Below are 24,077 nucleotides of genomic sequence, written 5' to 3'. Positions count from 1 at the left end.
CGATAAGCAATGACCGCCACCATCCTGTTCCTGCTGCTCGGCTTCGTCCTGCTGGTGGGAGGTGGCGAATTGCTGGTGCGCGGCGCGGTGCGGATCGCCGAACGGCTCGGCCTGTCGCCGATGCTGATCGGGCTGACCATCGTCGGTCTCGGTACCTCGACGCCCGAACTCGCCGCCAGCGTGCAGGCCGCACTCGCCGGTTCGCCGGGGATCGCGCTCGGCAATATCGTCGGCTCGAACATCGCCAACACGCTCATGATCCTCGGCGCGGCCGCGCTGATCGCGCCGGCCGTGATGTCGCACAGCGTGCTGTGGCGCGATGGAATGGTTGGCGTCGGCGGCGTATTGCTGCTGATGCTCGCGGGCCAGACGATCGGGCTCGATCGCTGGGCGGGGGCTGCATTCCTGCTCGTTCTCGCCGTCTATCTCTGGCTCGCCTTCAAGCAGGAGGCGACCGGGGTCCACGGCGCGGCGGGCGATCGTGCGTTGGCCGTCGAGGGTGCCGACCCCGCGCTGCTGCCGCATGACGAGCCGAGCGGCTCGCTGTGGAGCGCGGGCGGATTCTTCCTCGTGGGCATGGCGCTGATCGTCGCGGGCGGGGTGGTGCTGGTCGACGCAGCGGTCGATATCGCCGGACGGCTCGGTGTGTCGGACACGGTGATCGGGCTGACCATCGTCGCCGCCGGGACTTCGCTGCCCGAACTCGCCACCACGATCATCGCCGCGATCCGCAAGCAGGGGGATATCGCGCTGGGCAACGTGCTGGGTTCGAACATCTTCAACATCTTCTTCATCGGCGGGATTACCGGCCTCGTCGCGCCGGGGCCGATCCCCGGCGGCATCCTGCAGACCGATCTGTGGATCCTGCTGGCCGCTGCCGTCGCCGCGATCGTCTTCGCTTACACCGGCGGCAGGCTCGGCAGACGCGAAGGCGGCGTGCTGCTTGCCTCCTACGTGCTTTTCATCCTCTTCACTGCCGGCTTGCTCCGGTTCTAGGAAGGCTCACATGTCCGACACCGACTACGACTACGATCTTTTTACCATCGGCGGCGGCTCGGGCGGCGTGCGCGCGAGCCGCGTCGCGGCGGCACACGGCGCGAAGGTCGCGCTGGCGGAGGAATACCGGATTGGCGGGACCTGCGTGATCCGCGGTTGCGTGCCCAAGAAGATGCTCGTCTACGGCGCGCATTTCGCCGAGGACCTCGAGGATTGCGAAAAGTTCGGCTGGAGCATCGAGGGCAAGAGCTTCGACTGGGTCAAGCTGCGCGACGCGGTGCTCGCCGATGTCGACCGGTTGAACGGCCTCTACACGGAAACGCTCGAGAACCACGATGTCGAACTGTTCCACGAGAAGGCGAGGCTGACCGGCGAGCACGAGATCACGCTCGCGAGCGGCAAGGTCGTCACCGCGAAGCATATCCTGATCGCCACCGGTGCCACCCCACGCATTCCCGATTGCCCCGGGCACGAACTCGGCATCACCAGCAACGAGGCATTCCATCTCGACGAGATGCCCAAGCGCGTGCTGATCGCGGGCGGGGGATACATCGCCAACGAGTTCGCCGGGATCTTCAACGAGTTCGGCAGCAAGGTCACGATCATCAACCGCACCGACGTGATCCTGCGCGGATACGACGAGGCGGTGCGTGACCGGCTGCTGCAGATCAGCATGATGAAGGGCATCGATTTCCGCTTCAACGCCGAGTTCCGCGGGATCGAGAAGACCGATGACGGGGCGCTGTGCGTCTCGATGACAAACCACGACGATCTCGAGGTCGATTGCGTCCTCTTCGCCACCGGGCGCGTGCCGCACACCAAGGATCTCGGGCTGCAGGAGATCGGTGTCGAACTGGGCGATCACGGCGAAGTGCTGGTCGATCGCTTCTCGAAGACCAATCTCGATCATGTCTATGCGGTCGGCGACTGCACCGACCGAATCCAGTTGACCCCGGTCGCGATCCGCGAGGGCCAGGCCTTCGCCGACACGGTCTTCGGCGACAAGCCCAGCGCGGTCGATCACGATTGCGTCGCCAGCGCGGTGTTCAGCCACCCGCCGATCGCCGCGGTCGGGATGACCGAGGGCGAAGCGCGCAATAAGCTCGGCGGGGTCAAGGTCTACCAGTCCGATTTCCGGCCGATGAAGAACGTGCTCGCGGGTCGCAACGAACGCTCTCTGTTCAAGATGATATGCGACGCGGAGGACGACCGGATCGTCGGGATCCACATGATCGCGCCCGAAGCGCCCGAGATGATGCAGGCGGCGGCGGTCGCGGTGAAGGCCAAGCTGACCAAGGCCGATTTCGACGCGACCACCGCGATCCACCCGACGATGGCCGAGGAACTCGTGCTGATGCGGTGAGGGCGGATCGGTGCTAGACGGGGCGCACACGGAGGACCCGACATGCCCAAGACCATCCTCGTCACCGGCGGCACAGGCTATATCGCCGGCGAGATCATCGACCAGCTGCTCGAGGCCGGGCACGTGGTCCACACCACGGTGCGCGATCGCAGGAAGAGCGAGGGCGGATTGCGCGATCGCTTCGATGTCGGCGCGGCCAAGTTCAAGATCTTCCAGGCCGATTTGATGGACGATGCCGGCTGGGCCGAGGCGAATGCGGATTGCGACGCGGTCGCCCATGTCGCTTCGCCGATCTCGACCCGCACGCCCAGGCACGAGGACGAGATGATCGTCCCCGCGCGCGAAGGCACGATCCGCGCCTTGCGCTTTGCCAAGCAGGCGGGGGTTCGGCGCTTCGTCCAGACCAGCTCGGTCGCCGCGATCGCCTATGGCCGCGACGAAAAGTCCTATCGCGTCGACGAGAGCGCCTGGACCGACATCACCCATCCCGACGTCACGCCCTATGCCAAGTCGAAGACGATCGCCGAGCGCGCCGCGCGCGACTGGATGTTCGCCAATGGCGGGACGATGGAATTCGTCTCGGTCAATCCCGCGCTGGTGCTTGGACCGATCGAGACGCCCGATTTCTCCCCCTCGGTGGTGGCGATGAAACAGGTGCTCGACGGATCGATGCCGATGGCGCCCGATCTCGGTTTCGGGGTGGTCGACTTGCGCGATTGCGCCGATCTGCACGTGCGCTGCCTGATGGAGCCGGGTCTCGCCAACGAGCGTTTCATCGCCTCGGGCAGGTTCATGAAACTGATCGAGATCGCCGATGTGCTGCGCGCCAGGCTGCCCGCCGAGCACACGAAAAAGGTCCCCAAGCGCGTGATGCCCAACTGGATGGTGAAGGCGATCGCGCTCGTGAACCCCGGGCTGCGCTCGATCATGAACGAGCTGGGCAAGACCCGCGACCTCGATACGAGGCATACCAAGGACGAGCTCGGCTGGGAAACCCGCCCGGTCGAGGAGACCATCGTCGATTGCGCGGAAAGCCTGATCGCACATGGCGTCGTGAAGGTTTGAGTGTCACGCAAGACGCAAAGAGATTTACGTAAAACGTAAAATACATATTGCGAATCGCTAATTTCACGCTATCACACCCTTCATCCAATCGAAGGAGTGTCCGATGAGTGCCAAGCTGATCCGCCGGATCGTCGAATTTTTCATCCTCGTGTGTTTCCTCGGGATCGCGCTCGATCTCGCGCGGACCGTGCTGGCCGCATTGTCGGGCAATTTCGGGACGGTTGGCTGGCATGTCTCGGCGGCCGAACCGCGCACCACCGAACTGGGCGGTACCGGCGACATCGCCTGGTCCGACGGGACGCTGACGGTGACGGGCCAGCCGCTCGCGCACATCATCGACCTGGTCGGACATTTCGCCTCGGTCGCGCTGCTGGTGCTCGCGCTGCTGGCGCTGCGGCGGGTGCTGCTCGCCTTCGCTTCGGGCGAGGTCTTCACGACCGCCAATATCGAGGCACTGCGCAGGATCGGTTACGCCTTGCTCGCGATCTGCGTGATCTCGGTCGTGAGCGTGCTGATCCTCCAGCCGATCATCCTCGGCGCAGTCGAAATGCCCGCGGGTTATGTGCTGCATCCCTCGCTGTCGTGGAACCTCGACGAGGTGCGCAATGTGTGGCTCGAATACGATGTGCCGATCTTCACCTTCCTGCTCGGCGGGCTGGCGTTGCTGGTGGCCGAGGCGTTCCGCAACGGGATGGCCTATCGCGAAGACAGCGAGAGCGTGGTCTGATGGCGATCGTGACCAATCTCGACGTCGTGATGGCGCAGCGCAAGATCAGCCTGAAGGACCTTGCCGAGCGGGTCGGTATCTCGGTGACCAACCTCTCGCTGCTCAAGACCGGCAAGGTGAAGGGCGTGCGTTACGCCACGCTCGAGGCGCTGTGCCGCGAGCTCGATTGCCAGCCCGGCGACATCCTCGAGTATCGCGAAGGAGATGCGGGCGGAGATTGACGCAGCGTGTCGCGAGGCTCTAACCGCTCCGCAACGAACAAGGGAGAGCGCATGTCCGCCAATATCGCCGAAATGGAACGCCGCCGTGAAGCCGCCCGGATGGGTGGGGGCCAGAAGCGGATCGACGCGCAGCACGCCAAGGGCAAGCTGACCGCGCGCGAACGGCTCGACGTGCTGCTCGACGAGGGCTCGTTCGAGGAACTCGACACCTATGTCGAACACGACTGCGTCGATTTCGGGATGCAGGACAACAAGATCCCCGGCGACGGCGTGGTCACCGGCAGCGGCACGATCAACGGGCGGCTGGTGTTCGTCTATTCGCAGGATTTCACCGTCTTCGGCGGCTCGCTTTCGAAACGCCATGCGGAGAAGATCTGCAAGGTGATGGACATGGCGATGAAGGTCGGCGCGCCCGTCATCGGCCTGAATGACTCGGGCGGTGCGCGCATCCAGGAAGGCGTCGCCTCGCTCGGCGGTTATGCCGAGGTGTTCCAGCGCAACGTGCTCGCCTCGGGCGTGGTGCCGCAGCTCAGCCTCATCATGGGCCCGTGTGCGGGCGGGGCGGTCTATTCCCCGGCGATGACCGACTTCATCTTCATGGTGAAGGACAGCTCCTACATGTTCGTCACCGGGCCCGAGGTGGTGAAGACCGTCACCAACGAGGAGGTGACGCAGGAGGAACTTGGCGGCGCGGTGACGCACACGACCAAGACCAGCGTCGCCGATATCGCCTATGAAAACGATATCGAGGCACTACTCGCGGCGCGCGATTTCATCGATTACCTGCCGCTGTCGAACCGCGAAGAGGTGCCCGAGCGCCCCACCGCCGATCCGATCGAGCGCGAGGAACCCAGCCTCGACACGCTGATCCCCGACAACGCCAACCAGCCCTACGACATGCACGAGGTGATCCGGAAGGTGCTCGACGAGGGCGAGTTCTTCGAAATCCAGCCCGCGCACGCCGCCAATATCCTTTGCGGCTTCGGCCGCATGGAAGGGCGCACCGTGGGCGTGGTCGCGAACCAGCCGATGGTGCTCGCCGGCGTGCTCGACATCAATTCGTCGAAGAAGGCCGCGCGCTTCGTGCGCTTCTGCGACGCTTTCGACATCCCGATCCTGACCTTCGTCGACGTGCCCGGCTTCCTTCCCGGCACGAGCCAGGAGCACAACGGCATCATCAAGCACGGCGCCAAGCTGCTGTTCGCCTATGCCGAGGCGACCGTGCCGAAGATCACCGTCATCACCCGCAAGGCCTATGGCGGCGCCTACGACGTGATGGCGTCGAAGCATTTGCGCGGCGATCTCAACTACGCCTGGCCCACCGCCGAGATCGCGGTGATGGGCGCGAAGGGCGCGGTGGAGATCATCTTCCGCCAGGACCGCGACGATCCCGAAAAGATCGCCGAAAAGACCAAGGAATACGAAGACCGCTTCGCCAACCCGTTCGTCGCGGCGAGCCGCGGCTATATCGACGAGGTCATCTACCCGCACTCGACGCGTAAGAGGATTGCCCTGGGGCTGAGGAAGCTACGCGGGAAGCAGCTTGAGAACCCGTGGAAGAAGCACGATAATATTCCGTTGTGATTGATACGATCGAATTGCCAGTCGCGAAGGTCGCGATAACGATAGCGTTGTTGTTTATCGGTTACATTTCGATTCAACGAACTTCGGGACACGATGCAAGAGTGGCAGATGGCGAGCCTTCGGTTGCAGACTGTGAGGGTCTAGGAAAGCGATGGCAGAACCCTGCTGCGTCACTGTTTGGGGTTGCTGCGTTTTTATTGGCCGCATTCTTGTGGACACCTTGGGCTGAGAGAATTGCGCGTTCCCCAGAGTTTGTCCCATTTCTGATTGCAGCGTTTTTTCCACTCGCGCTTTTGATCACGGTTCGAGGGGCGATAACAGGGAAGGTATTGCCTTTGATGAGCATGGCCTTTGGGCCATACGTTTATAAAAGGCAGCCTCGACGTTTTGTCGCCTCGATGATTTGGAACATTCTTATCAGTGGCTTAACTTTGTTTCTGGCGCTTGATGCTTGGGATAATATCTTATGAAACTCGGTCGTCTCAACCATATCGGCGTCGCGACGCCGTCGATCGCGGAATCGATCCGCTATTACCGCGAGGTGATGGGCGCGACGAAGTTCCACGAGCCGTTCGATCTCGAGGCGCAGGGGGTGAAGGTCTGCTTCGTCGATACGCCCGATGCCGCGGGCGAACTCGGCAAGGGCACGCAGATCGAGCTGATCGAGCCGCTGGGCGAGGATTCGCCGATCGCCAAGTTCCTCGAGAAGAACCCGGCCGGGGCGCAGCACCACGTCTGCTACGAGGTCGAGGATATCGAGGACGCGCGCAAGTGGTTCGAGGAGATGGGCAAGCGCATCCTCGGCCCCACGCGCATCGGCGCGCATGGCACCCCGATCTTCTTCCTCCACCCGAAGGACATGATGGGCCAGCTGACCGAGATCATGGAAACGCCCAAGGGCGACGCGCACTGGTCGAATTGACCTGAGCGGTAGTAGACACTTGCCGTCATCCCCGCGAGGGCGGGGATCCAGCGTCCGACGTTGCAGTGGATTCCCGCCTTCGCGGGGATGACGGAATTGTGGAGAGAACATGCCCGATTACGAACATATCCGCGTCGAAGCAGACGGTCCCGTCACCACGATCACGCTCAACCGGCCCGAGCGGCTCAATGCGATGCCGCCCGAGATGGCGGTCGAATTGCGCGACGTGCTGGCCGATCCGGGCGCGGCGCGCTGCGTGCTGATCACGGGCAAGGGGCGTGCCTTCTGTTCGGGCGCCGATCTCGCGGCCAAGCGCGACCGGCCGGTCTCGGGCGGGCGCGGGGCCTATGACAGCCTCGCGATGAGCTACAACCCGCTGATGGTGCAGATGGCGCAGTGCCGCGTGCCGATCGTCGCGGTGGTCAACGGGCCTGCGGCTGGGATCGGCTGCTCGGTCGCGCTGGCGGCGGATTTCGTGGTCGCGGGTGCGAGCGCGTATTTCCTCCAGGCCTTCGTCAATATCGGCCTCGTGCCCGATGGCGGGGCGAGCTGGATGCTCCCGCGCCTCGTCGGCAAGGCGCGGGCGACCGAGATGATGATGCTCGGCGAGAAGATCGGCGCCGAAAAGGCAGAGAACTGGGGCCTGATCTACAAGGCGGTGGCCGACGATGCGCTGATCGACGAGGCGCGGGCGCTCGCCACCCGGCTCGCCAACGGCCCGACGCTCGCGCTGGGGCAGATGCGCGCCAACATCATGCACGCCTTGCAGCACGATTTGCCCAGCGCGCTCCACCAGGAAGCGCTCGGCCAGCACCGTGCGGGCGACAGCAAGGACGCGATCGAGGGCGGCATGGCCTTCCTCCAGAAGCGCAAGCCCGAGTTCAAGGGGGAGTAGCTTTCCCGCGCGCGACCTTTGTGCTTAAGGGCGTGGCATGACCGACAAGACACCGACCTACGACGACTGGAAAGCCAAGGCCGACAAGGAAGTGAAGGGCCGCGATCTCACCTGGCACACGCCCGAGGGGATCGACGTCAAGCCGCTCTACACCTCCGAAGATACCGAGGGACTCGATCCCGGCGTGCCCGGCATGGCGCCGTTTACCCGCGGGCCCTACGCCTCGATGTATACCGGCCGCCCGTGGACGATCCGGCAATATGCGGGCTTCTCGACCGCCGAGGAATCGAACGCCTTCTATCGTCGTAACCTCGCCGCGGGTCAGAAGGGCCTCTCGGTCGCCTTCGACCTTGCGACCCACCGCGGCTACGACAGCGATCACCCGCGCGTGGTCGGCGATGTCGGCAAGGCGGGGGTCGCGATCGACACCGTGCGCGACATGGAGATCCTGTTCGACCAGATCCCGCTAGACGAGATGTCGGTCAGCATGACGATGAACGGCGCGGTGATCCCGGTGATGGCGTTCTACATCGTCGCGGCCGAGCGCAGCGGGGTCAGCCAGGAGAAACTCTCGGGGACCATCCAGAACGACATCCTCAAGGAGTTCATGGTCCGCAACACCTATATCTACCCGCCCGAGCCGAGCATGCGGATCGTGCGCGACATCATCGCCTACACCTCTAAGCACATGCCCCGTTTCAACTCGATCTCGATCAGTGGCTATCACATGCACGAGGCCGGGGCGACGGCGGTGCAGGAGCTCGCCTTCACGATCGCCGACGGCAAGGAATACGCCCAGCGCGCGATGGAAGCGGGGCTCGACATCGATGCCTTCGCGCCGCGCCTCAGCTTCTTCTGGGGCATCGGCATGAATTTCTTCATGGAGATCGCCAAGATGCGCGCCGCGCGTGCGCTTTGGCACGATGTCATGGAAGGGCTGGGGGCACAGAACCCCAAGTCGAAGATGCTCCGCACGCACTGCCAGACCAGCGGCGTCTCGCTGCAGGAGCAGGATCCCTACAACAACGTCATCCGCACCACGATCGAGGCGATGGCGGCGGTGCTCGGCGGTACGCAGTCGCTCCACACCAACGCGCTCGACGAGGCGATCGCGCTGCCGACCGATTTCTCCGCCCGCATCGCGCGCAACACGCAGCTGGTGATCCAGGAAGAGACCGGCATCACCAATGTCGCCGATCCGCTGGGTGGTTCGTACTACATCGAGAGCCTCACCGATGCGCTGGTGACCGAGGCCAAGAAGATGCTCGACGAGGTCGAGGCCGCGGGCGGGATGACCGAATACGTCGCCAGCGGGAAGCCCAAGGCGGCGATCGAGGAAGCCGCCGCCGCCAAGCAGGCGAGCGTCGATCGCGGCGAGACCGTGATCGTGGGCGTGAACAAGTACCGCCGCGACAAGGAAGACGAGATCGACACGCTCGATATCGACAACCACAAGGTCCGCCAGAGCCAGATCGCGCGGCTCGAGAAGGTGCGCGCAGCGCGCGACGATTTCGCCTGCAAGGCCGCGCTCGACGCGCTCGCGCGCGGCGCCGCCCAGCGCGAGGGCAACCTCCTCGCGCTCGCGGTCGAGGCCGCGCGGCACGACGCGACCCTGGGCGAGATCAGCGAGGCGATGGAAGACGCTTTCGGACGCTACGACACCAGCCCGACGCCGGTGCGCGGGGTCTATTCCGAGGCTTATGCCGACGACGATCGCTATGCGCAGGTGGTCGCGGGCGTGAAGGCGGTCGAACGCCGCCTGGGCCGCGCGCCCAAGCTGATGGTCGCCAAGATGGGCCAGGACGGCCACGATCGCGGCGCTAACGTGATTGCATCCGCCTTCGCCGACATGGGCTTCGAGGTCGTCTCCGGCCCGCTGTTCCAGACGCCCGAAGAAACCCGCGACATGGCGATCGAGAACGGTGTCGACGCGATCGGCGCGAGCAGCCTCGCGGCGGGTCACAAGACGCTGATCCCTGAACTGATCGGCCTGCTGAAGGATGCGGGCCGCGCCGACATCAAGGTGATCGCCGGCGGCGTGATCCCGCAGAAGGATTACGACTTCCTCCGCGATGCAGGCGTGCAGGGCATCTACGGCCCGGGCAGCAACGTGGTCGAATGCGCGGCGGACGTGCTGCGCCTGCTGGGCCACAACATGCCGCCCGCCGGTGAGGATCTGGACGAGGCGGCGGAGTGACCGATGTATAAAACTTTGGTTCGAAATATGGTCAGTCGCCGGTTTCGAGGCAAAGGAGGTGCGAGTACGAAGCGCTTTACGCTCAAGCAGACGGGAAAAATCATCGCCGCTCAGCAGAGAAAGAAACGAGAGCGTCAACTGACCACCGAGCCCGAACTCATTTCGGCACTAGGGAATGGTCCAACCTTTGTCAGCCGAATATATCGGAAGTATCGGACACAATTTAAGGCTGAGAATCACGAGCCAAAAAGGTGTTCGGCGTTTCTCAATCACGTCGCAAAGTCGCGAATGCTTAATGGATCGCTTTGGAGTGACAAGGCAGTCGAGAGCATGTTCCGACGGGCAGAAATCATGGAACGCAGAAAAAAATGACCCAAATCCGCACCGACTGGACCCGCGAGGAAATCGCGGACCTTTTCGACCTCCCTTTCACCGAGTTGTTGTTTCGCGCGGCGACGGTCCACCGGGAGTTCCATCCGCCCGAGCAGGTGCAGCTCTGCACGCTGCTCTCGATCAAGACCGGCGGGTGTCCGGAGGATTGCGGCTATTGCTCGCAGTCGGTGAAGGCCGATAGCGGTGTCGAGGCGACCAAGCTGATGGACGTGCAGCGCGTGCTGCAATCGGCGGCGCAGGCGAAGGATGCAGGCTCGCAGCGCTTCTGCATGGGTGCCGCCTGGCGCAATCCCAAGGACCGCGACATGCCCAAGATCGTCGAGATCGTGAAGGGCGTGCGCGAAATGGGGCTCGAAACCTGCATGACGCTGGGCATGCTGACGCCCGAGCAGGCCGAGATGCTCAAGGAAGCCGGGCTCGACTATTACAACCACAATGTCGACAGCAGCCCCGAATATTACGAACGGGTGATCTCGACCCGCAATTTCCAGGACCGGCTCGATACGCTGCAATACGTCCGCGATGCGGGGATCAACGTGTGCAGCGGCGGGATCGTCGGCATGGGTGAGACGCGCGAGGACCGCGTCGGCTTCGTTCACACGCTCGCCACGCTCGAACAGCATCCCGAAAGCGTGCCGGTCAACGCGCTGGTCCCGGTCAAGGGCACGGTTCTGGGCGACATGCTGGCCGACACGCCGCTGGCCAAGATCGACGATATCGAATTCGTCCGCACTGTCGCGGTGGCGCGGATCACCATGCCGATGAGCATGGTGCGGTTGTCCGCGGGCCGCGAGAGCATGAGTGAGGCGACGCAGGCACTGTGCTTCCTGGCGGGTGCGAACTCGATCTTCACCGGCGACAAGCTGCTCACCGCGCCCAATGCCGGCGACGACAGCGACGCCGCGCTGTTCGACAAGCTCGGGCTGACCGCGCTGCAAGGCGATGAGCCGCTGCGCGCGTGCAAGGTAATGGAACCGGCGGAGTGAAGTCTTTCCTTCGTCGTTCCCGCGAATGCGGGAATCCAGTTCCATCGCGGTCCGGATGGATTCCCGCCTTGGCGGGAATGACGAGGTAGTTGGTGACCCTCGGCTTCTCCGTCCCTGACCTCCTTCCCAGGGCACGCGGCGGGGGCGTGCTCAAGATGGGGCTCGCCAAGCTCGACGAGAGCGAATGGCTCCAGCCCGATCCTAACCTGCAGGCGCGCGCCGAAGGCTTTGCAGACTACCCCGAAGGTATCCAGCATTTACCCGAAGGCGAGGCGCCGGGAGCGGAGCTGGCCACGATGCTCGGCCTATCCGGCGGCCTTCCCGAAGCCGCTGCCACGCATCACGAGGATATGTGCTTGCTCACGCTCCGCGAGGGTGAAGAGCAATACCGCCTCGTCGGTGCGGCGGTAGCGTGGCCCTCCGACTGGACACCTGCCGAAAAACTGGGCCTGCCGCTGCGCGCGCTACATGCGCCGATTCAGGGGTACGAGGAACAGCTCGCCACCGGCGTCGACAATTTCATGGGCAAGCTCAAGCCGGGCGCGATCTACGGGCGCTGCAACTGGTTCATCGCCGCGACCGATGCGAAGCGCTGGGTCGCCGAACCACCGGAGGTCGCCTTCGCGCACGTCACGCGCGAGAATGCGGGCGAGACCCTGTTCGTCCGCTCCGAACGCCAGACGCTGCGCCGCCTGCCCGAAACCGGCGCAATCCTGTTCACGATCGGCGTCTATGTTGCGCCGCTCGGCACCTTGTCCGACGCCAATGTCGCCATGCTCGCCCGCGCGGTCGGCACGCTGGTCGAGGGCGAGGGGGATCGGCGCGGCGCGGGGGCTTACGCCGACGCGCTAATCGGCTATGCGGCTGCACGAGACATGGAGAGGTCGACTTAGTGTTCAAGAAAATCCTGATCGCCAATCGCGGTGAAATCGCCTGCCGCGTGATCCAGACCGCCAAGCGGATGGGGATCGCCACCGTCGCGGTCTATTCCGATGCCGATGCCCGCGCGCCGTTCGTGAAGATGGCGGACGAGGCGGTGCATATCGGCCCGGCGCAGGCGGCGGAGAGCTATCTCGTCGCCGACAAGATCATCGCTGCCTGCAAGCAGACCGGGGCCGACGCCGTGCATCCGGGTTACGGCTTCCTGTCCGAGCGCGCGAGCTTCGTCGAGGCGCTCGACAAGGAAGGCATCGCCTTCATCGGCCCGCCGGCTTCCGCGATCGCAGCGATGGGCGACAAGATCGAATCTAAGCGCATCGCGAAGGAGGCCGGGGTCAATACCGTGCCCGGCTCGCCCGACGCGATCGACACCACCGAGGAAGCGCTCAAATGGGCCAACGACATCGGCTATCCGGTGATGATGAAGGCCAGCGCGGGCGGCGGCGGCAAGGGCATGCGCCTCGCGTGGAACGACACCGACGTGAAGGAAGGCTTCGAAGCCACCCAGCGCGAGGGCAAGAACAGCTTCGGCGACGACCGCGTGTTCATCGAGAAATTCATCGAGGACCCGCGCCACATCGAGATTCAGATCCTCGGCGACAAGCACGGCAACGTGATCTATTTGAACGAGCGCGAGTGCTCGATCCAGCGCCGCCACCAGAAGGTGGTCGAGGAAGCGCCGTCGCCCTTCGTCACCGAGAAGATGCGCAAGGCGATGGGCGAGCAGTGCGTCGCGCTGTCCAAGGCGGTCGATTATCACAGCGCCGGGACGGTCGAGCTGATCGTGTCGGGCGCGGACAAGACCGGCGAGAGCTTCTACTTTCTCGAAATGAACACCCGCCTGCAGGTCGAGCATCCGGTGACCGAGGCGATCACCGGCGTCGACCTCGTCGAGCAGATGATCCGCGTCGCCGCGGGCGAGAAGCTCGAGATGACGCAGGACGACGTCACGATCGACGGCTGGGCGATCGAGAACCGCGTCTATGCCGAAGATCCCTATCGGGGCTTCCTGCCTTCGACCGGGCGCCTCGTGCGCTACGATCCCCCGCTGCCGGGCTGGACCAATGACGGCAGCGCAAACGGCCGCCGCGGGGTCGACGGCGTGCGCGTCGACGACGGCGTGTTCGAAGGCGGCGAAGTCTCGATGTTCTACGACCCCATGATCGCCAAGCTGGTGACCTGGGGCGAGACGCGCGACGAGGCCGCCGACCTCCAGGTGCTCGCGCTCGACGCGTTCGAGATCGAGGGGCTCGGCCACAATGTCGATTTCCTGAGCGCGATCATGCAACACGAGCGCTTTCGCTCGGGCGAACTGACCACCGGCTTCATCGCCGAGGAATACCCCGAAGGCTTCGAAGGTGCTCCGGCCGACGAGCAATTGCTGCGCCGCCTGTCGGCGATGGCGGGCTTCATGGCTACGGCCACCAGCGACCGCGCCAAGCGGGTCGACCAGCAATTGAACGGCGCGCCCGATCCGCAATACGACTGGGCGATCCGGATCGGCGAAACTTCGCGCGACGTCACGATCACCGAAGACGAAATCGTCGTCGACGGCGAGGCGATCGACCTGTCGATGGAATACACGCCGGGCGACCGGATCGTGCACGCGCTGTTCGACGCCGACGAGGACGGCGAGGGCGGCGATCCGCTCACCGTGCAGGTGCGCCGCACGAACACCGGCCTTGCGCTCACCACGCGCGGGGCGACGCACGAATTGCGCATCCTGCCCGCGCATGTCGCACCGCTGGCGCAGCACATGATCGAAAAGGAACCGCCGGACCTTTCGAAGATGCTGATCTGCCCGATGCCGGGCCTGCTCGTCAGCCTCCATGTCGAAGAGGGCGAGGAAGTCCAGCCGGGCCAGCCGCTCGCGACGGTCGAGGCGATGAAGATGGAGAACATCCTCCGCGCCGAGAAGGAAGGCACGATCGCGAAGATCAACGCCGCGGAAGGCGACAGCCTCGCGGTCGATGCCGTGATTCTCGAGCTGGAATAGCCAGTGACGCAGTCCGCCGGACAGCTGTTCGCTGCGATCCGCGAGGAGGGCGATGGCTTCGCCGCGCAGGTGCCGCCCGAATGGGCGCAGGGGCGCACGGCCTATGGCGGATATTCGACGGCGCTCGCCTACGAGGCCGCGCGACGGGTGAGCGAGGACCTGCCGCCGCTGCGCTCGGCGCAAATCGCCTTCGTCGGTCCGCTCGCGGGCGACGTGACGTTGCGCGCGAAAGTGCTGCGACAGGGGCGCAACGCGACCTGGATCGCAGCCGAGATCGAGGGCGAGAAGGGTATCGGCCTGACCGCGACCTTCGTGTTCATGCGCGCTCTCGAAAGTGGTTATGCGTTCAGCAACCGCCCGGCGCCCCGAGACCTGGTCAGTCTCGACCAAGCCTCGCATCTCCCCAGTCACGATGCGCGGCCGACCTTCACGAGCAATCTCGAACTGAAATTCGCGCGGCCCAAGCTCGACGAAGCGGAGCCCTCGCTCACATGGTATGCGCGGCTCGAGGATCGGGACGGGCTCGACCCGACGACCGAGCTTCTGCTGCTGGCCGATGCTTTGCCGCCCGGCGTGCTCGGGCTCGGTCCCGTGCGGGCCCCGATGAGCTCTATGATGTGGCAGGTGAACCTGCTGACCGACGATCCGGCGACGCGGGATGGCTGGTTCCTGCTTGATAGCCGCGCCGATCACGCGCGCGACGGCAATTCGAACCAGGACATGTCGGTGTGGGATCGCGACGGTCGCCCGCTGGCGGCGCAGATGCAGTCTTTCGCCCTGTTCGGCTGAGCGCTCGCTAGTGCGCCTGTAGCTCCGTATCGAGGAACGCCGCGACGTCTTCGAGGTCGGCATCGGGGTGCACGAACGCCTCGCCGATTTCGCGCAGCAGGATCAACGGAACCTTGCCGCCACTGGCCTTCTTGTCGTGCAGCATGAGCGCAGCAATCGCCTCGCCGTTCGCTTTTATGCCGAGCGCGGCGAATGAAGATGGCAAGCCGGAAAGTCCAATGGTCTCATCGATTTGCTGCGCAGCATTGATCGAGAGGCATCCGAGCCGCACCGAGTATTTCGCTGCAAGCGCCATGCCCAGCGCGACGGCTTCGCCGTGGAGCAATCGGTCCGAGAACCCCGTTGCCGCTTCGAGCGCATGGCCGAAGGTGTGGCCGAGATTGAGCAGCGCGCGCGCGCCAGTGCGCTCGGTCTCGTCCTGCGCCACGATCGCCGCTTTGGCGCGGATACAGTGCGTGACCGCCTCGCCGCGAAGGTCATGATCGTCGGCGAGCAGCGCGGGTGCGTTGGCGGCACACCACTCGAAAAATTCGCGATCGCCGATCAGGCCGTATTTGATCACCTCGGCAAACCCGGCGCGCAGTTCGCGCTCGGGCAGCGTGTCGAGCAGGTCGATATCGGCGAGCACCAGCCCGGGCTGGTGGAACGCACCGACCATGTTCTTTCCCGCTGCCGAATTGATCGCGGTCTTGCCACCGACCGAACTGTCGACCTGCGCGAGCAGCGTGGTGGGCACCTGGATGAAGCCGCAGCCGCGCTTGTGGATCGCGGCAGCGAATCCGGCCAGATCGCCGACCACACCGCCGCCGAAGGCGACGATATGATCGCCGCGCGCCACGCCCTGTTCGAGCAGCCAGTCGCTGAGCGCTTCGAGCCCTTGCCAGCTCTTGGCGCCTTCGCCCGGATCGACGACGTGCCAGGCGATCGCCCGTCCCGCCCCGGTGAGGGCGGCATCGAGCGCGGCGCCGTGCAGCGCCTTCACGTTTCCGTCGGTCACGACGCATACGCGCGCCTCGGGGAGGAAGTCGCCGGCGAGCAGTCCGATCGCATCCACCAGTCCGCGGCCGACGATCACCTCGTACGAAGCCGAAGGAGTGGAGACTCCTATCCGATCCATCGCTCGATCCCTTTCGCGATGTCGAGCGCGACCTTGCGGTGCGCGCCGCGCCCGCTTTTCACCCAGATCGGTGCCGCGCCGTAATCGGCCAGCCTGCGCCTGCGCAATTCGGCCAGCTTTTCCCGTGGATCGCCTTCGCGCAGCAAGGGTCGAGTGTCGCGCCGTGTCGCGCGTTCGGCCAGCGTGGCATCGTCGCTGTCGAGCCACACCGAGATTGCGCGCGAAAGGATCAACTGTCGGGTCGTCGGTTCGGAGAACGCGCCGCCCCCCGCCGCAATGACCATGCCCTTGCCGGCCGAATCGTCGAGCAGGCGGGTGAACACCCGGCGTTCCCCGTCGCGAAAATGCTCTTCGCCAAAGCGCTCGAAGATCTCCGCGACCGTGAGGTTCGCCGCGCGCTCGATCTCCTCGTCGACATCGACGAAATCGACCCCGAGCAATTCGGCCAGCCGACGACCTACCGTGCTCTTGCCCGCGCCCATCAGGCCGACAAGCACCACCGGCCGGTCGAGCCGTTGTGCCAGCGTGGCAAGTTCGGGTTGCGACATGTCGGGCATTGAAGCGGCGGCTATAGATCGGCTAGGCGAGGCGCAAGCGCGTTTGGAGCAGGGTCGGAAATGGCTGGCAGGATCGGTAAGGGTATGTGGGTCGCTATCGGCGCGGTATTGCTGCTCGCGATCCTCGTGCTTGCCTGGATCGACGGCGGCGAACGCGAGATCGAGCTGATCGTCGAGGATATTCCCGTGCCCGAAGGAGCGCGCTGATGCGTAAGGCCTATCTCGCCCTCGGTGGCGCGCTGGTACTCAGCTCGGCAATTGCGGTTGCGGCGATGCAGGAAGAGACCCCCGCCGCTCCGGCTCCGAGCCCGGAGGCGACGGTATCCGAGCCCGTGGTGCAGGACATCGGTCGCGATGCCGCGCCCGCGGTCAGCCTGCCGCGCAACCTCCCTTCGCTCGAAGAGCTCGAACGGATGTCGGACGACGAGTTCGAGGAATTGTTCGATCTCAAGCCCAAGGCCGATATTCCGGCAGCGGCGCGGCGTTCGCTGCGCGCGGTGGGCCTGCTGGCCGAAGGCGAGGGCGGGTTGGAGGCGGCCGCGCTCGGGCCGCAACCGGCGGCCCTGGTCGAAGCCGCGCTGCGCGGCAATCGCGGCCGGCTCGTCTCGCGCTGGGGGCATATCGTGTTGCGCCGCGCGCTGGCCTCGCGCCTCGCCGCGCCAGAGGGAATGGACCCGGTCGATTTTGCCGCGATGCGAACCGCGCTACTGGTACGGATGGGCGAGGGCCAGGTTGCGCGCGGCCTCGCCCAGCAGGTCGACAATATCGCCTATGACACGGCGATGACCGCCGCGGCCTTCGATGCCTTCGTCGCTACCGGTGACGTCGTCGGGGCCTGCCCGATGCTCGAGATCGTGAGCCCTTACGATGCCGAGGATCCGCGCATCAAGGTCACCCGCGACATCTGCGGCGCTTATTCGGGACGCAGCGCGGCGGCGCTGCGGCAGCTCGAGCGCAAGCGCCAGCAGGGTGTGCTCTCGCGCACGGAGATGCTGCTCGCCCAGCGCTATGCCGGTGCCGGTGGTTCCACTCGCCGTGCGGTCAATATCGAATGGGACGGGACCGACGAACTCACCCCGTTCGCCTATTCTCTCGCGGTCGCGACCGGGCTCGACGTGCCCGACAGCCTGCGCGCGGGCGCGGGCCGTTATTACGCCATGGTCGATGCGACCTCGCCGGCGCTCGCGCTCGACGACCGTGCGTCTTCATCGTGGTTCGCAGCCGCGAACGGTGTATTGTCCTCACAGGCGATGGTTGACCTGCTCAGCATCGCTTACGGGACGGGCGACACCGGCACCGTTCTCGCCGATCGTGCCGAGGTACTGCGCCGCGCCTATGTTGCCGCCGATCCGGAAGAGCGGATGAGCGCGCTTCGCACGCTGTGGAGCGCCGATGTCAATGCGCCCTACGGGACGCGCGTCGCGACCGCCTATGCGGCCGCCCGCATGCCGGTCGACGAGGCTTTCGCCGACGATGGCGACGAACTGGTCGCCGCGATGCTCGCCGCCGGGCTCGATCGCAACGCGCTGCGCTGGACCGGGGTGGTCGAAAACGGATCGAAGGCCTGGGCGATGCTCGCGCTCGTCAATCCACAGCGCGATGCGGTGTCGGTCGGCGAGGTCGGTGACAGCGACCACGCAACCCGCCTGTTTGTCGCCGGACTGGCCGGGTTGGGTAGGGCCAGCGACGGCGTGGCGCGCGACTACGATATCGACCTCGCACGGCAAACCCGCTGGACCCGTGCGATCTCGGGTGCGGCGGACAGCGGCAGCGCGCCGCTGGTCGCGTTGCTTGCGGGGCTCGGCATGCAGGGCGACAGCTGGGCCAAGATGACCCCGCTGCATCTCTACCATATCGTCCGCGCGCTCGACCGGGTGGGGCTTTCCGCCGAGGCCCGGATGATCGCGGCCGAGGCGGTCGCGCGCGGGTGAGCGACACCGCAGGGCATTCCGCGGCAATCGCGGATTTCCTCGAGATGATGGCGGCAGAGCGCGGCGCTGCGGCGAATACCTTGGCGGCCTATGCGCGCGATCTCGACCAGGCCGAGGCGGTGATAGGCGACCTGCTCGAGGCCGAGCGGGACGATCTGCGCCAACTGCCGGGGCACTGGGCCAAGCTCGCGCCCTCGACCGTGGCGCGCAAGGTCTCGGCGCTGCGGCAGTTCTACGGCTTTGCGGTGGACGAAAGGCTGCGCGCGGACGATCCCTCCTCCGCGCTGCCCACCCCCCGCCTTCGCCGGCCGTTGCCAAGGATCCTCTCGCAGGCGCAGGTCGAGGCCTTGCTCGAACGCGCCGAGACCGAGGCCGAGGGGGAAGCGCCGGCCAAGTTGCGGATGCTGGCCCTGCTCGAGATGCTTTACGGCTCGGGCCTGCGCGCGACCGAGCTGGTCTCGCTGCCACTGAGCGCGGTCCCTCGCGATGCGCCCTTCGTGACGGTGACGGGCAAGGGCGGACAGCAGCGCATGGTCCCGGTGTCGACGCGTGCCCGCTATGCGCTGGCGCGCTGGGCCGCATGTCGCGGGGCCGAAGCGAAAGGTGATGGTTCGCGTTTCCTTTTCCCCTCCCGCGGGAAATCGGGCCACCTGACCCGGATTCGGCTCTACCAGCTGTTGCGCGAACTGGCCGCGCGCGCGGGATTGCCGCCCGAAAAGGTCAGCCCGCACGTGCTGCGCCATGCCTTCGCCACACACTTGCTGGAGGGCGGCGCGGATTTACGCGTGCTTCAGACGCTGCTCGGCCATGCCGATATCGCGACCACGCAGATATACACCCATGTCGATGCGGCCCGGCTCGTGGAGCTGGTGAACACGCGGCATCCGCTCGCCGCGCGCAAGCGCGGAACATAGCTGGCCCTTGCCGCGCGCGGGCGGGGGCGGTAGCGGGTCCGCATGGCATCCTATCTCGAATTCGAGAAACCGATCGCGGAGATCGATTCGCGCATCACCGAGCTTGAAAGCGCGTCCGGAGAGGACGTCGACCTTTCTGGCGAGATCGAAAAACTGCGCGAGAAGCGCGCGACCTTGCTCGGCGGGACCTATGCGCGGCTCAGCCCGTGGCAGAAGACCCAGGTCGCCCGCCACCCGGGCCGCCCGCACTTCCGCGATTACGTCGCCAACATCTTCGACGATTTCGTCCCGCTCGGCGGCGATCGCTACTTCGCCGAGGACGAGGCGATCATCGGCGGGCTGGCGAAGCTCGGCGAGCGCCGGGTCGTGCTGATCGGCCACGAGAAGGGACACGACACCGAATCCCGGCTCCGGCACAATTTCGGCATGGGCAAACCCGAAGGCTACCGCAAGGCGATCCGCCTGATGGACCTCGCCGGGCGGTTCGGCCTGCCGGTCGTCACGCTGGTCGATACCTCGGGCGCGTTTCCCGGAATCGAAGCGGAAGAGCGTGGCCAGGCCGAGGCGATCGCCCGGTCGACCGAGGCCTGCCTCGCGCTGCCGGTGCCGATGGTTTCGGCGATCGTCGGCGAGGGCGGATCGGGCGGCGCGGTCGCGTTGGCGAGCGCCGAACGCGTGCTGATGTTTGAACACGCGGTCTATTCGGTTATCAGCCCCGAAGGTTGCGCGTCGATCCTCTGGCGCACCGCGGAAAATGCCCCCGATGCCGCGGAAGCGATGAAGATGACCGCGCAGGACCTGCTCAAGATCGGCGTCATCGACCGGATCGTCGCCGAACCCGTCGGCGGCGCGCATCGGGCACCGGAAAAAGCCTGCGCTTCGCTCGGCAAGGCGCTCGAGGAAGAACTCGAAACGCTGGGTGAGTTGGACTCGACCCGCCTTCGCGCGATGCGCGAGGAACGCTTCCTGCGGATGGGCGAGGGCTGACCGCCCTTGCGGCCAGAAAAGCGGTTCGCTCGGGAACTTTAGCCACGGACAACGGATTTCCTCTGACATAATCGCCCGCACATCGACCGCGGGCCTTGAGTGCACCGTCCACCAGAAGGCGGGGCGCGTCAGAGGAGATGCGAAGATGCCGAAAACCGCTTTGAAGACCACCACCGCCGCCATCACCTGCCTCCTGCTGAGCGGCTGCGCCGCCGGCGCCGGCCTGCTCGGCGGCGGGGGTGATTACGACATCAACCAGGTGCCCGAACCGATCAGCGCCGAAGATCGCGCGCAGGGTGCCGAATACCATCCCAAGCTGCTGGCCGAATTCGGTGGCGAATATACCGGCCCGGGCGGTGCCTATGTCGAACGCGTGGGCAAGAACATCGCCGCGCAGTCCGGTCTCGCCAACGGCCGCGACGCCTATACGGTCACGCTGCTCAATTCCTCGATCAACAACGCCTTCGCGATCCCCGGCGGTTACGTCTACACCACCCGTCAGCTGGTCGCGCTGATGGATAACGAGGCCGAACTCGCCGGCGTGCTCGGGCACGAAGTCGGCCACGTCGCCGCACGGCATGTCGAACGCCGCCAGGCCGAAGCCCAGCGCAACAGCATTCTCGGCACCGTCGGCGCGATCCTGTCGAGCGTATTCCTCGGCGGTTCGGGCCTCGGCGACACGCTCGCCCGCGGCTTGCTCCAGGGCTCGCAGCTGCTGACGCTCAGCTATTCGCGCGGGCAGGAACTCGAGGCCGACAAGCTCGGCGCGCTCTATCTCAACCGCGCGGGCTACGACGAACGCGCGATGGCGACGGTTCTGTCGAGCCTCGCGGCGCAGAACGCGCTCGATGCGCGGATGATGGGCCGCGGCGAGACGCGCGTGCCCGAATGGGCGTCGACCCACCCCGATCCCGCCTCGCGCGTGCAGGAAGCGCTCGCCGAAGCGCAGAAATACGATGTCGGCGGAATCACCGCGCGAGACCAGTTCCTGACCAATATCGACGGCATGCTCTACGGCGACGACCCTAGGCAGGGGATCGTCGAGAACGGGACCTTCATCCATCCCGACCTCAAGCTCGCCTTCCGCGCGCCGCAAGGTTTCTATCTGGTCAACGGCACCCGTGCGGTGTCGATCGGCGGACAGTCGGGGCAGGGGCAGTTCACGATGGCTCCCTATAACGGCGATCTCGACCGCTATGTCCGCAGCGTCTTTGCCGGTCTCTCGGACCAGCAGCAGATCCAGCCCTCGAGCGTCCAGCGCACGACGGTCAACGGTATTCCCGCCGCCTATGGCGTCGCGCGGGTCAACACCGGCAACGGCCAAGTCGACGCAACGGTATTCGCCTACGAATTCTCGAACGGACAGGCGTTCCACTTCCTCACGGTGACCCAGGCCGGCAATGCCGGCGTGTTCAACTCGATGTACGAATCGATGCGGCGGATCAGCGATTCGGAAGCGGCCAATGTCCGCCCGCGCAAGGTCGACATCTACACCGTGCGTTCGGGGGATACCGTACGCTCGATCGCGAGCCGCATGAGCTATTCGAATTACCAGCTCGAACGCTTCCTCGTGCTCAACGACCTCGAGGCGAACGCGAACCTGCGCGCCGGGGACAAGGTCAAGCTCGTCACCTACTGACGTCTGACGCCGATCGCGCATAGGAAAAAGGGCGGCGAGTTGCCTCGCCGCCCTCTTCGATTTCGCTAAGCGCTTGGCTTAGACCGAGCTCGCCATCTTGGTCGAGGCGGTGTTGAAGGTCGTCTGCAGCTGAGTGCCGAGGCCCTGCATCGCGGTCACGGCGGCAACCGCGATCAGCGCGGCGATCAGGCCGTATTCGATGGCGGTGGCGCCGGCTTCGTCTTTGATCAGCTTGTTGAAGAATTTCATCCTAAGTCTCCTGGTTTGCAGTCACTCTACCCGGCTCACCCAAAATGCCGCGTGTTGAGTAATTTCGGGGGTAGCCCCGATTAGTTGATAATTTCCTAAACCGAGTTCGCCTGCGCGGTGGCGGTCGAGATATCGTTCGACACGGTGTTCCACATCTGCGAATTCTCGTCCGCGAGGCCGGTTGCGACGCCGACCAGGCCAAGGAAGATCATGGCGATGATGAGTCCGTATTCGACCGAGGTCGCGCCGCGCTGGTCGCGCAGCATGGCCTGGAGAAATTGCTTTCCGGTCATCATGTCATCCCTGTTGGTCACGGCTTCTGGTGTATTGACCGATAAGGGCTAACGAATTCTTTATGGCGGGACCATTTTTGCAAAGTAATCCGACATTAACGATAGTATCGGCTGCCGCTCTTATTTCCCGAAACGGCGAAATTCTCGTCCAGCAATGCCCGCCCGGACATCGGCATGCCGGCTTGTGGGAATTTCCCGGCGGAAAGGTGGAAATGGGCGAAACGCCCGAGGGGGCACTGGTTCGCGAACTGGCCGAGGAGTTGTCGATCGAGGTCGACCCGGTCGACTGCATGGTGGGCGCCTTTGCCAGCGATCCGGACCAGCGAATCGAACACCGTTCGCCCTATGTCGTACTTCTTTACACTTGCCGCCGCTGGCGCGGCGAAATCGTGCCTTGCGATGGACAGGCGGTGCGCTGGATCGCTCGCGACGCACTCGATTCCCTCTCGATGCCGCCGCTCGACGTGCCTTTGGCGGCGTGGCTCAAAAAGGGCGGATAAGCCGCTTGCAATGCCGGGAACCCGCCCCTATTAGGCCCCCTCCAATGCGCGCCCGTAGCTCAGCTGGATAGAGTACCTGACTACGAATCAGGTGGCCGGAGGTTCGAATCCTTCCGGGCGCGCCACAAAAGGCCATCCTCCGACGGGAGGGTGGCCTTCTGTGGTTCTGGGTCCCTGGAAGGCAAATTGGTGCCCCGCGGATCTCTTGTGATTTCTCGCCGGTGATCGGTCGCACCGATCCGCGCTCCCACCAAATCCAATTGTTGCGGAACCGCTTGGCCTGATTCCCTGTTCTGTTGGCAAGATTGTTTGCAAAGGGAGCCGACATGGCCACGCAAGATATTTTCGCCCGCCTCAAGCAAGACCACGAACGCCATCGGGAGTTGCTCGACAAGCTGGGCGAAACCCACGGCGACAGCGACGAACGCAAGAGCCTGCTCGAAGAGTTCACCAAGGAGGTGAAGGGCCATGCCGCAGCAGAGGAGCAGGCGCTCTATTCGACCATGCTGCGCAAGCCCCCGACCACCGACGAAACGCGTCATTCGGTCGCCGAGCATCACGAGATCGAGGAAGCGCTCAACGACCTTGCCGCGACTGACATGAGCTCGAGCGCGTGGCTGACCAAGTTCAAGCAGCTCGACCACGACTACCGCCACCACATCGACGAGGAAGAAGAGGATCACTTTCCCGACTTCGCCGAGCACCTGACCGAAGAGGACGTCGAGCACATGGAAAAGGTGTTCGAACGGCGCAAGCGCGAAGAGAAGTCCGAGGCCGAGGTGACTCCAGAGAAGAAGGAAGACGCCAAGGAATAGGC

At 65.0% G+C, this 24,077-nt stretch carries 25 protein-coding genes and 1 tRNA gene; 22 read left to right on the top strand and 4 right to left on the bottom strand.

The genetic code is table 11. The features are described 5' to 3' along the window. The first annotated feature begins 9 nt into the window (after positions 1-9). The 14 genes from T8S45_RS04955 (at position 10) to T8S45_RS04890 (ending at position 15,073) form a co-directional block, all read left to right on the top strand. On the top strand, positions 10-996 hold the full coding sequence (locus T8S45_RS04955; RefSeq protein ID WP_322294889.1) for a calcium/sodium antiporter: 987 nt from the start codon (positions 10-12) through the stop codon (positions 994-996). A 10-nt stretch (positions 997-1,006) separates the two neighbouring features. Beyond that, on the top strand, positions 1,007-2,359 hold the full coding sequence (gorA, locus tag T8S45_RS04950) for a glutathione-disulfide reductase (protein WP_322294888.1): 1,353 nt from the start codon (positions 1,007-1,009) through the stop codon (positions 2,357-2,359). Positions 2,360-2,401: 42 nt separating this feature from the next. After that, positions 2,402-3,424: an NAD-dependent epimerase/dehydratase family protein gene (locus T8S45_RS04945; protein WP_322294887.1), complete on the top strand. Its 1,023-nt coding sequence runs from the start codon at positions 2,402-2,404 to the stop codon at positions 3,422-3,424. Positions 3,425-3,527: 103 nt separating this feature from the next. Beyond that, on the top strand, positions 3,528-4,151 hold the full coding sequence (locus T8S45_RS04940) for a DUF2975 domain-containing protein (RefSeq protein ID WP_322294886.1): 624 nt from the start codon (positions 3,528-3,530) through the stop codon (positions 4,149-4,151). Continuing rightward, entirely contained in the window at positions 4,151-4,372 is a 222-nt protein-coding gene (locus T8S45_RS04935; protein WP_322294885.1) for a helix-turn-helix domain-containing protein, read from the top strand. The genes T8S45_RS04940 and T8S45_RS04935 overlap by 1 nt, the downstream gene beginning before the upstream one ends. A 51-nt stretch (positions 4,373-4,423) precedes the next feature. Next, on the top strand, positions 4,424-5,956 hold the full coding sequence (locus T8S45_RS04930; protein WP_322294884.1) for an acyl-CoA carboxylase subunit beta: 1,533 nt from the start codon (positions 4,424-4,426) through the stop codon (positions 5,954-5,956). Beyond that, positions 5,953-6,426: a hypothetical protein gene (locus T8S45_RS04925; protein WP_322294883.1), complete on the top strand. Its 474-nt coding sequence runs from the start codon at positions 5,953-5,955 to the stop codon at positions 6,424-6,426. The genes T8S45_RS04930 and T8S45_RS04925 overlap by 4 nt, the downstream gene beginning before the upstream one ends. Then, positions 6,423-6,878, top strand: coding sequence for a methylmalonyl-CoA epimerase (gene mce / locus T8S45_RS04920; protein ID WP_188641904.1), 456 nt, complete (start codon positions 6,423-6,425; stop codon positions 6,876-6,878). Before T8S45_RS04925 ends, mce begins: the two co-directional genes overlap by 4 nt. Before the next feature lie 109 nt (positions 6,879-6,987). Further along, the gene (locus T8S45_RS04915; RefSeq protein ID WP_322294882.1) at positions 6,988-7,773 is read left to right on the top strand and encodes an enoyl-CoA hydratase-related protein; all 786 of its coding nucleotides are present in this window, start codon (positions 6,988-6,990) and stop codon (positions 7,771-7,773) included. 37 nt (positions 7,774-7,810) lie between these two features. After that, positions 7,811-9,970, top strand: a complete 2,160-nt coding sequence (scpA, locus tag T8S45_RS04910; protein ID WP_322294881.1) for a methylmalonyl-CoA mutase — start codon at positions 7,811-7,813, stop codon at positions 9,968-9,970. Between the two features lie 368 nt (positions 9,971-10,338). Beyond that, positions 10,339-11,349 carry a biotin synthase BioB gene (gene bioB / locus T8S45_RS04905; protein WP_322294880.1) on the top strand — a complete coding sequence of 337 codons (1,011 nt, stop codon included), beginning with the start codon at positions 10,339-10,341 and terminating at the stop codon, positions 11,347-11,349. 92 nt (positions 11,350-11,441) lie between these two features. Continuing rightward, positions 11,442-12,242, top strand: a complete 801-nt coding sequence (locus T8S45_RS04900; protein ID WP_322294879.1) for a heme-dependent oxidative N-demethylase family protein — start codon at positions 11,442-11,444, stop codon at positions 12,240-12,242. Continuing rightward, positions 12,242-14,284: an ATP-binding protein gene (locus T8S45_RS04895; protein WP_322294878.1), complete on the top strand. Its 2,043-nt coding sequence runs from the start codon at positions 12,242-12,244 to the stop codon at positions 14,282-14,284. The genes T8S45_RS04900 and T8S45_RS04895 overlap by 1 nt, the downstream gene beginning before the upstream one ends. A gap of 3 nt (positions 14,285-14,287) precedes the next feature. Next, the gene (locus T8S45_RS04890) at positions 14,288-15,073 is read left to right on the top strand and encodes a thioesterase family protein (protein ID WP_322294877.1); all 786 of its coding nucleotides are present in this window, start codon (positions 14,288-14,290) and stop codon (positions 15,071-15,073) included. Positions 15,074-15,080: 7 nt separating this feature from the next. Here the strand turns inward: T8S45_RS04890 and aroB are convergent, their stop codons facing one another. Together aroB and T8S45_RS04880 are read right to left on the bottom strand one after the other, a co-directional pair. Next, positions 15,081-16,190 (bottom strand): 3-dehydroquinate synthase, encoded by a 1,110-nt coding sequence (gene aroB / locus T8S45_RS04885; RefSeq protein ID WP_322294876.1) that lies wholly within the window; start codon positions 16,188-16,190, stop codon positions 15,081-15,083. Next, the gene (locus tag T8S45_RS04880) at positions 16,178-16,747 is read right to left on the bottom strand and encodes a shikimate kinase (protein WP_188641896.1); all 570 of its coding nucleotides are present in this window, start codon (positions 16,745-16,747) and stop codon (positions 16,178-16,180) included. Before T8S45_RS04880 ends, aroB begins: the two co-directional genes overlap by 13 nt. A gap of 60 nt (positions 16,748-16,807) precedes the next feature. On the opposite strand from T8S45_RS04880, the gene T8S45_RS04875 reads away from it, so the two are divergent. From T8S45_RS04875 to T8S45_RS04855, 5 genes are all read left to right on the top strand, one after another. After that, positions 16,808-16,954 carry a hypothetical protein gene (locus T8S45_RS04875; protein ID WP_188641895.1) on the top strand — a complete coding sequence of 49 codons (147 nt, stop codon included), beginning with the start codon at positions 16,808-16,810 and terminating at the stop codon, positions 16,952-16,954. Continuing rightward, on the top strand, positions 16,954-18,678 hold the full coding sequence (locus T8S45_RS04870; protein ID WP_322294875.1) for a hypothetical protein: 1,725 nt from the start codon (positions 16,954-16,956) through the stop codon (positions 18,676-18,678). Before T8S45_RS04875 ends, T8S45_RS04870 begins: the two co-directional genes overlap by 1 nt. Then, positions 18,675-19,592 (top strand): tyrosine recombinase, encoded by a 918-nt coding sequence (locus T8S45_RS04865; RefSeq protein ID WP_322294874.1) that lies wholly within the window; start codon positions 18,675-18,677, stop codon positions 19,590-19,592. Before T8S45_RS04870 ends, T8S45_RS04865 begins: the two co-directional genes overlap by 4 nt. 42 nt (positions 19,593-19,634) lie before the next feature. Further along, a complete protein-coding gene (locus tag T8S45_RS04860; protein ID WP_188641893.1) occupies positions 19,635-20,579 on the top strand; it encodes an acetyl-CoA carboxylase carboxyltransferase subunit alpha in 945 nt (314 codons plus the stop codon). Positions 20,580-20,724: 145 nt separating this feature from the next. Next, on the top strand, positions 20,725-22,218 hold the full coding sequence (locus tag T8S45_RS04855; RefSeq protein WP_322294873.1) for a M48 family metalloprotease: 1,494 nt from the start codon (positions 20,725-20,727) through the stop codon (positions 22,216-22,218). 78 nt (positions 22,219-22,296) lie between these two features. Here the strand turns inward: T8S45_RS04855 and T8S45_RS04850 are convergent, their stop codons facing one another. Next, positions 22,297-22,467, bottom strand: coding sequence for a Flp family type IVb pilin (locus tag T8S45_RS04850; protein ID WP_188641891.1), 171 nt, complete (start codon positions 22,465-22,467; stop codon positions 22,297-22,299). A 95-nt stretch (positions 22,468-22,562) separates the two neighbouring features. Continuing rightward, complete coding sequence (locus tag T8S45_RS04845; RefSeq protein WP_188641890.1) at positions 22,563-22,781, bottom strand: Flp family type IVb pilin; 219 nt, start codon at positions 22,779-22,781, stop codon at positions 22,563-22,565. A 41-nt stretch (positions 22,782-22,822) separates the two neighbouring features. Here T8S45_RS04845 and T8S45_RS04840 point away from each other — a divergent pair, with 41 nt between their 5' ends. From T8S45_RS04840 to T8S45_RS04830, 3 genes are all read left to right on the top strand, one after another. Beyond that, complete coding sequence (locus tag T8S45_RS04840; protein WP_322294872.1) at positions 22,823-23,260, top strand: (deoxy)nucleoside triphosphate pyrophosphohydrolase; 438 nt, start codon at positions 22,823-22,825, stop codon at positions 23,258-23,260. A gap of 48 nt (positions 23,261-23,308) precedes the next feature. Continuing rightward, positions 23,309-23,385 (top strand) — tRNA-Arg (locus tag T8S45_RS04835). 201 nt (positions 23,386-23,586) lie between these two features. After that, positions 23,587-24,075, top strand: coding sequence for a hemerythrin domain-containing protein (locus T8S45_RS04830; protein ID WP_188641888.1), 489 nt, complete (start codon positions 23,587-23,589; stop codon positions 24,073-24,075). Positions 24,076-24,077: the final 2 nt, after the last annotated feature.

This window comes from Pseudoblastomonas marina (assembly GCF_034374265.1).
Classification (GTDB): domain Bacteria; phylum Pseudomonadota; class Alphaproteobacteria; order Sphingomonadales; family Sphingomonadaceae; genus Alteriqipengyuania_A; species Alteriqipengyuania_A marina.
This window is presented reverse-complemented; position numbering and strand designations above follow the sequence as displayed.

Bases quoted from the DNA above. Each gene is read 5' to 3' on its own strand.
- T8S45_RS04880 (WP_188641896.1), bottom strand. From the start codon at position 16,747: ATGCCCGACATGTCGCAACCCGAACTTGCCACGCTGGCACAACGGCTC.
- T8S45_RS04840 (WP_322294872.1), top strand. From the start codon at position 22,823: ATGGCGGGACCATTTTTGCAAAGTAATCCGACATTAACGATAGTATCG.
- bioB (WP_322294880.1), top strand. From the start codon at position 10,339: ATGACCCAAATCCGCACCGACTGGACCCGCGAGGAAATCGCGGACCTT.
- T8S45_RS04915 (WP_322294882.1), top strand. From the start codon at position 6,988: ATGCCCGATTACGAACATATCCGCGTCGAAGCAGACGGTCCCGTCACC.
- T8S45_RS04940 (WP_322294886.1), top strand. From the start codon at position 3,528: ATGAGTGCCAAGCTGATCCGCCGGATCGTCGAATTTTTCATCCTCGTG.
- mce (WP_188641904.1), top strand. From the start codon at position 6,423: ATGAAACTCGGTCGTCTCAACCATATCGGCGTCGCGACGCCGTCGATC.
- T8S45_RS04860 (WP_188641893.1), top strand. From the start codon at position 19,635: ATGGCATCCTATCTCGAATTCGAGAAACCGATCGCGGAGATCGATTCG.
- T8S45_RS04935 (WP_322294885.1), top strand. From the start codon at position 4,151: ATGGCGATCGTGACCAATCTCGACGTCGTGATGGCGCAGCGCAAGATC.
- gorA (WP_322294888.1), top strand. From the start codon at position 1,007: ATGTCCGACACCGACTACGACTACGATCTTTTTACCATCGGCGGCGGC.
- T8S45_RS04945 (WP_322294887.1), top strand. From the start codon at position 2,402: ATGCCCAAGACCATCCTCGTCACCGGCGGCACAGGCTATATCGCCGGC.
- T8S45_RS04875 (WP_188641895.1), top strand. From the start codon at position 16,808: ATGGCTGGCAGGATCGGTAAGGGTATGTGGGTCGCTATCGGCGCGGTA.
- T8S45_RS04930 (WP_322294884.1), top strand. From the start codon at position 4,424: ATGTCCGCCAATATCGCCGAAATGGAACGCCGCCGTGAAGCCGCCCGG.
- aroB (WP_322294876.1), bottom strand. From the start codon at position 16,190: ATGGATCGGATAGGAGTCTCCACTCCTTCGGCTTCGTACGAGGTGATC.
- T8S45_RS04830 (WP_188641888.1), top strand. From the start codon at position 23,587: ATGGCCACGCAAGATATTTTCGCCCGCCTCAAGCAAGACCACGAACGC.
- T8S45_RS04870 (WP_322294875.1), top strand. From the start codon at position 16,954: ATGCGTAAGGCCTATCTCGCCCTCGGTGGCGCGCTGGTACTCAGCTCG.
- T8S45_RS04855 (WP_322294873.1), top strand. From the start codon at position 20,725: ATGCCGAAAACCGCTTTGAAGACCACCACCGCCGCCATCACCTGCCTC.
- T8S45_RS04850 (WP_188641891.1), bottom strand. From the start codon at position 22,467: ATGAAATTCTTCAACAAGCTGATCAAAGACGAAGCCGGCGCCACCGCC.
- scpA (WP_322294881.1), top strand. From the start codon at position 7,811: ATGACCGACAAGACACCGACCTACGACGACTGGAAAGCCAAGGCCGAC.
- T8S45_RS04955 (WP_322294889.1), top strand. From the start codon at position 10: ATGACCGCCACCATCCTGTTCCTGCTGCTCGGCTTCGTCCTGCTGGTG.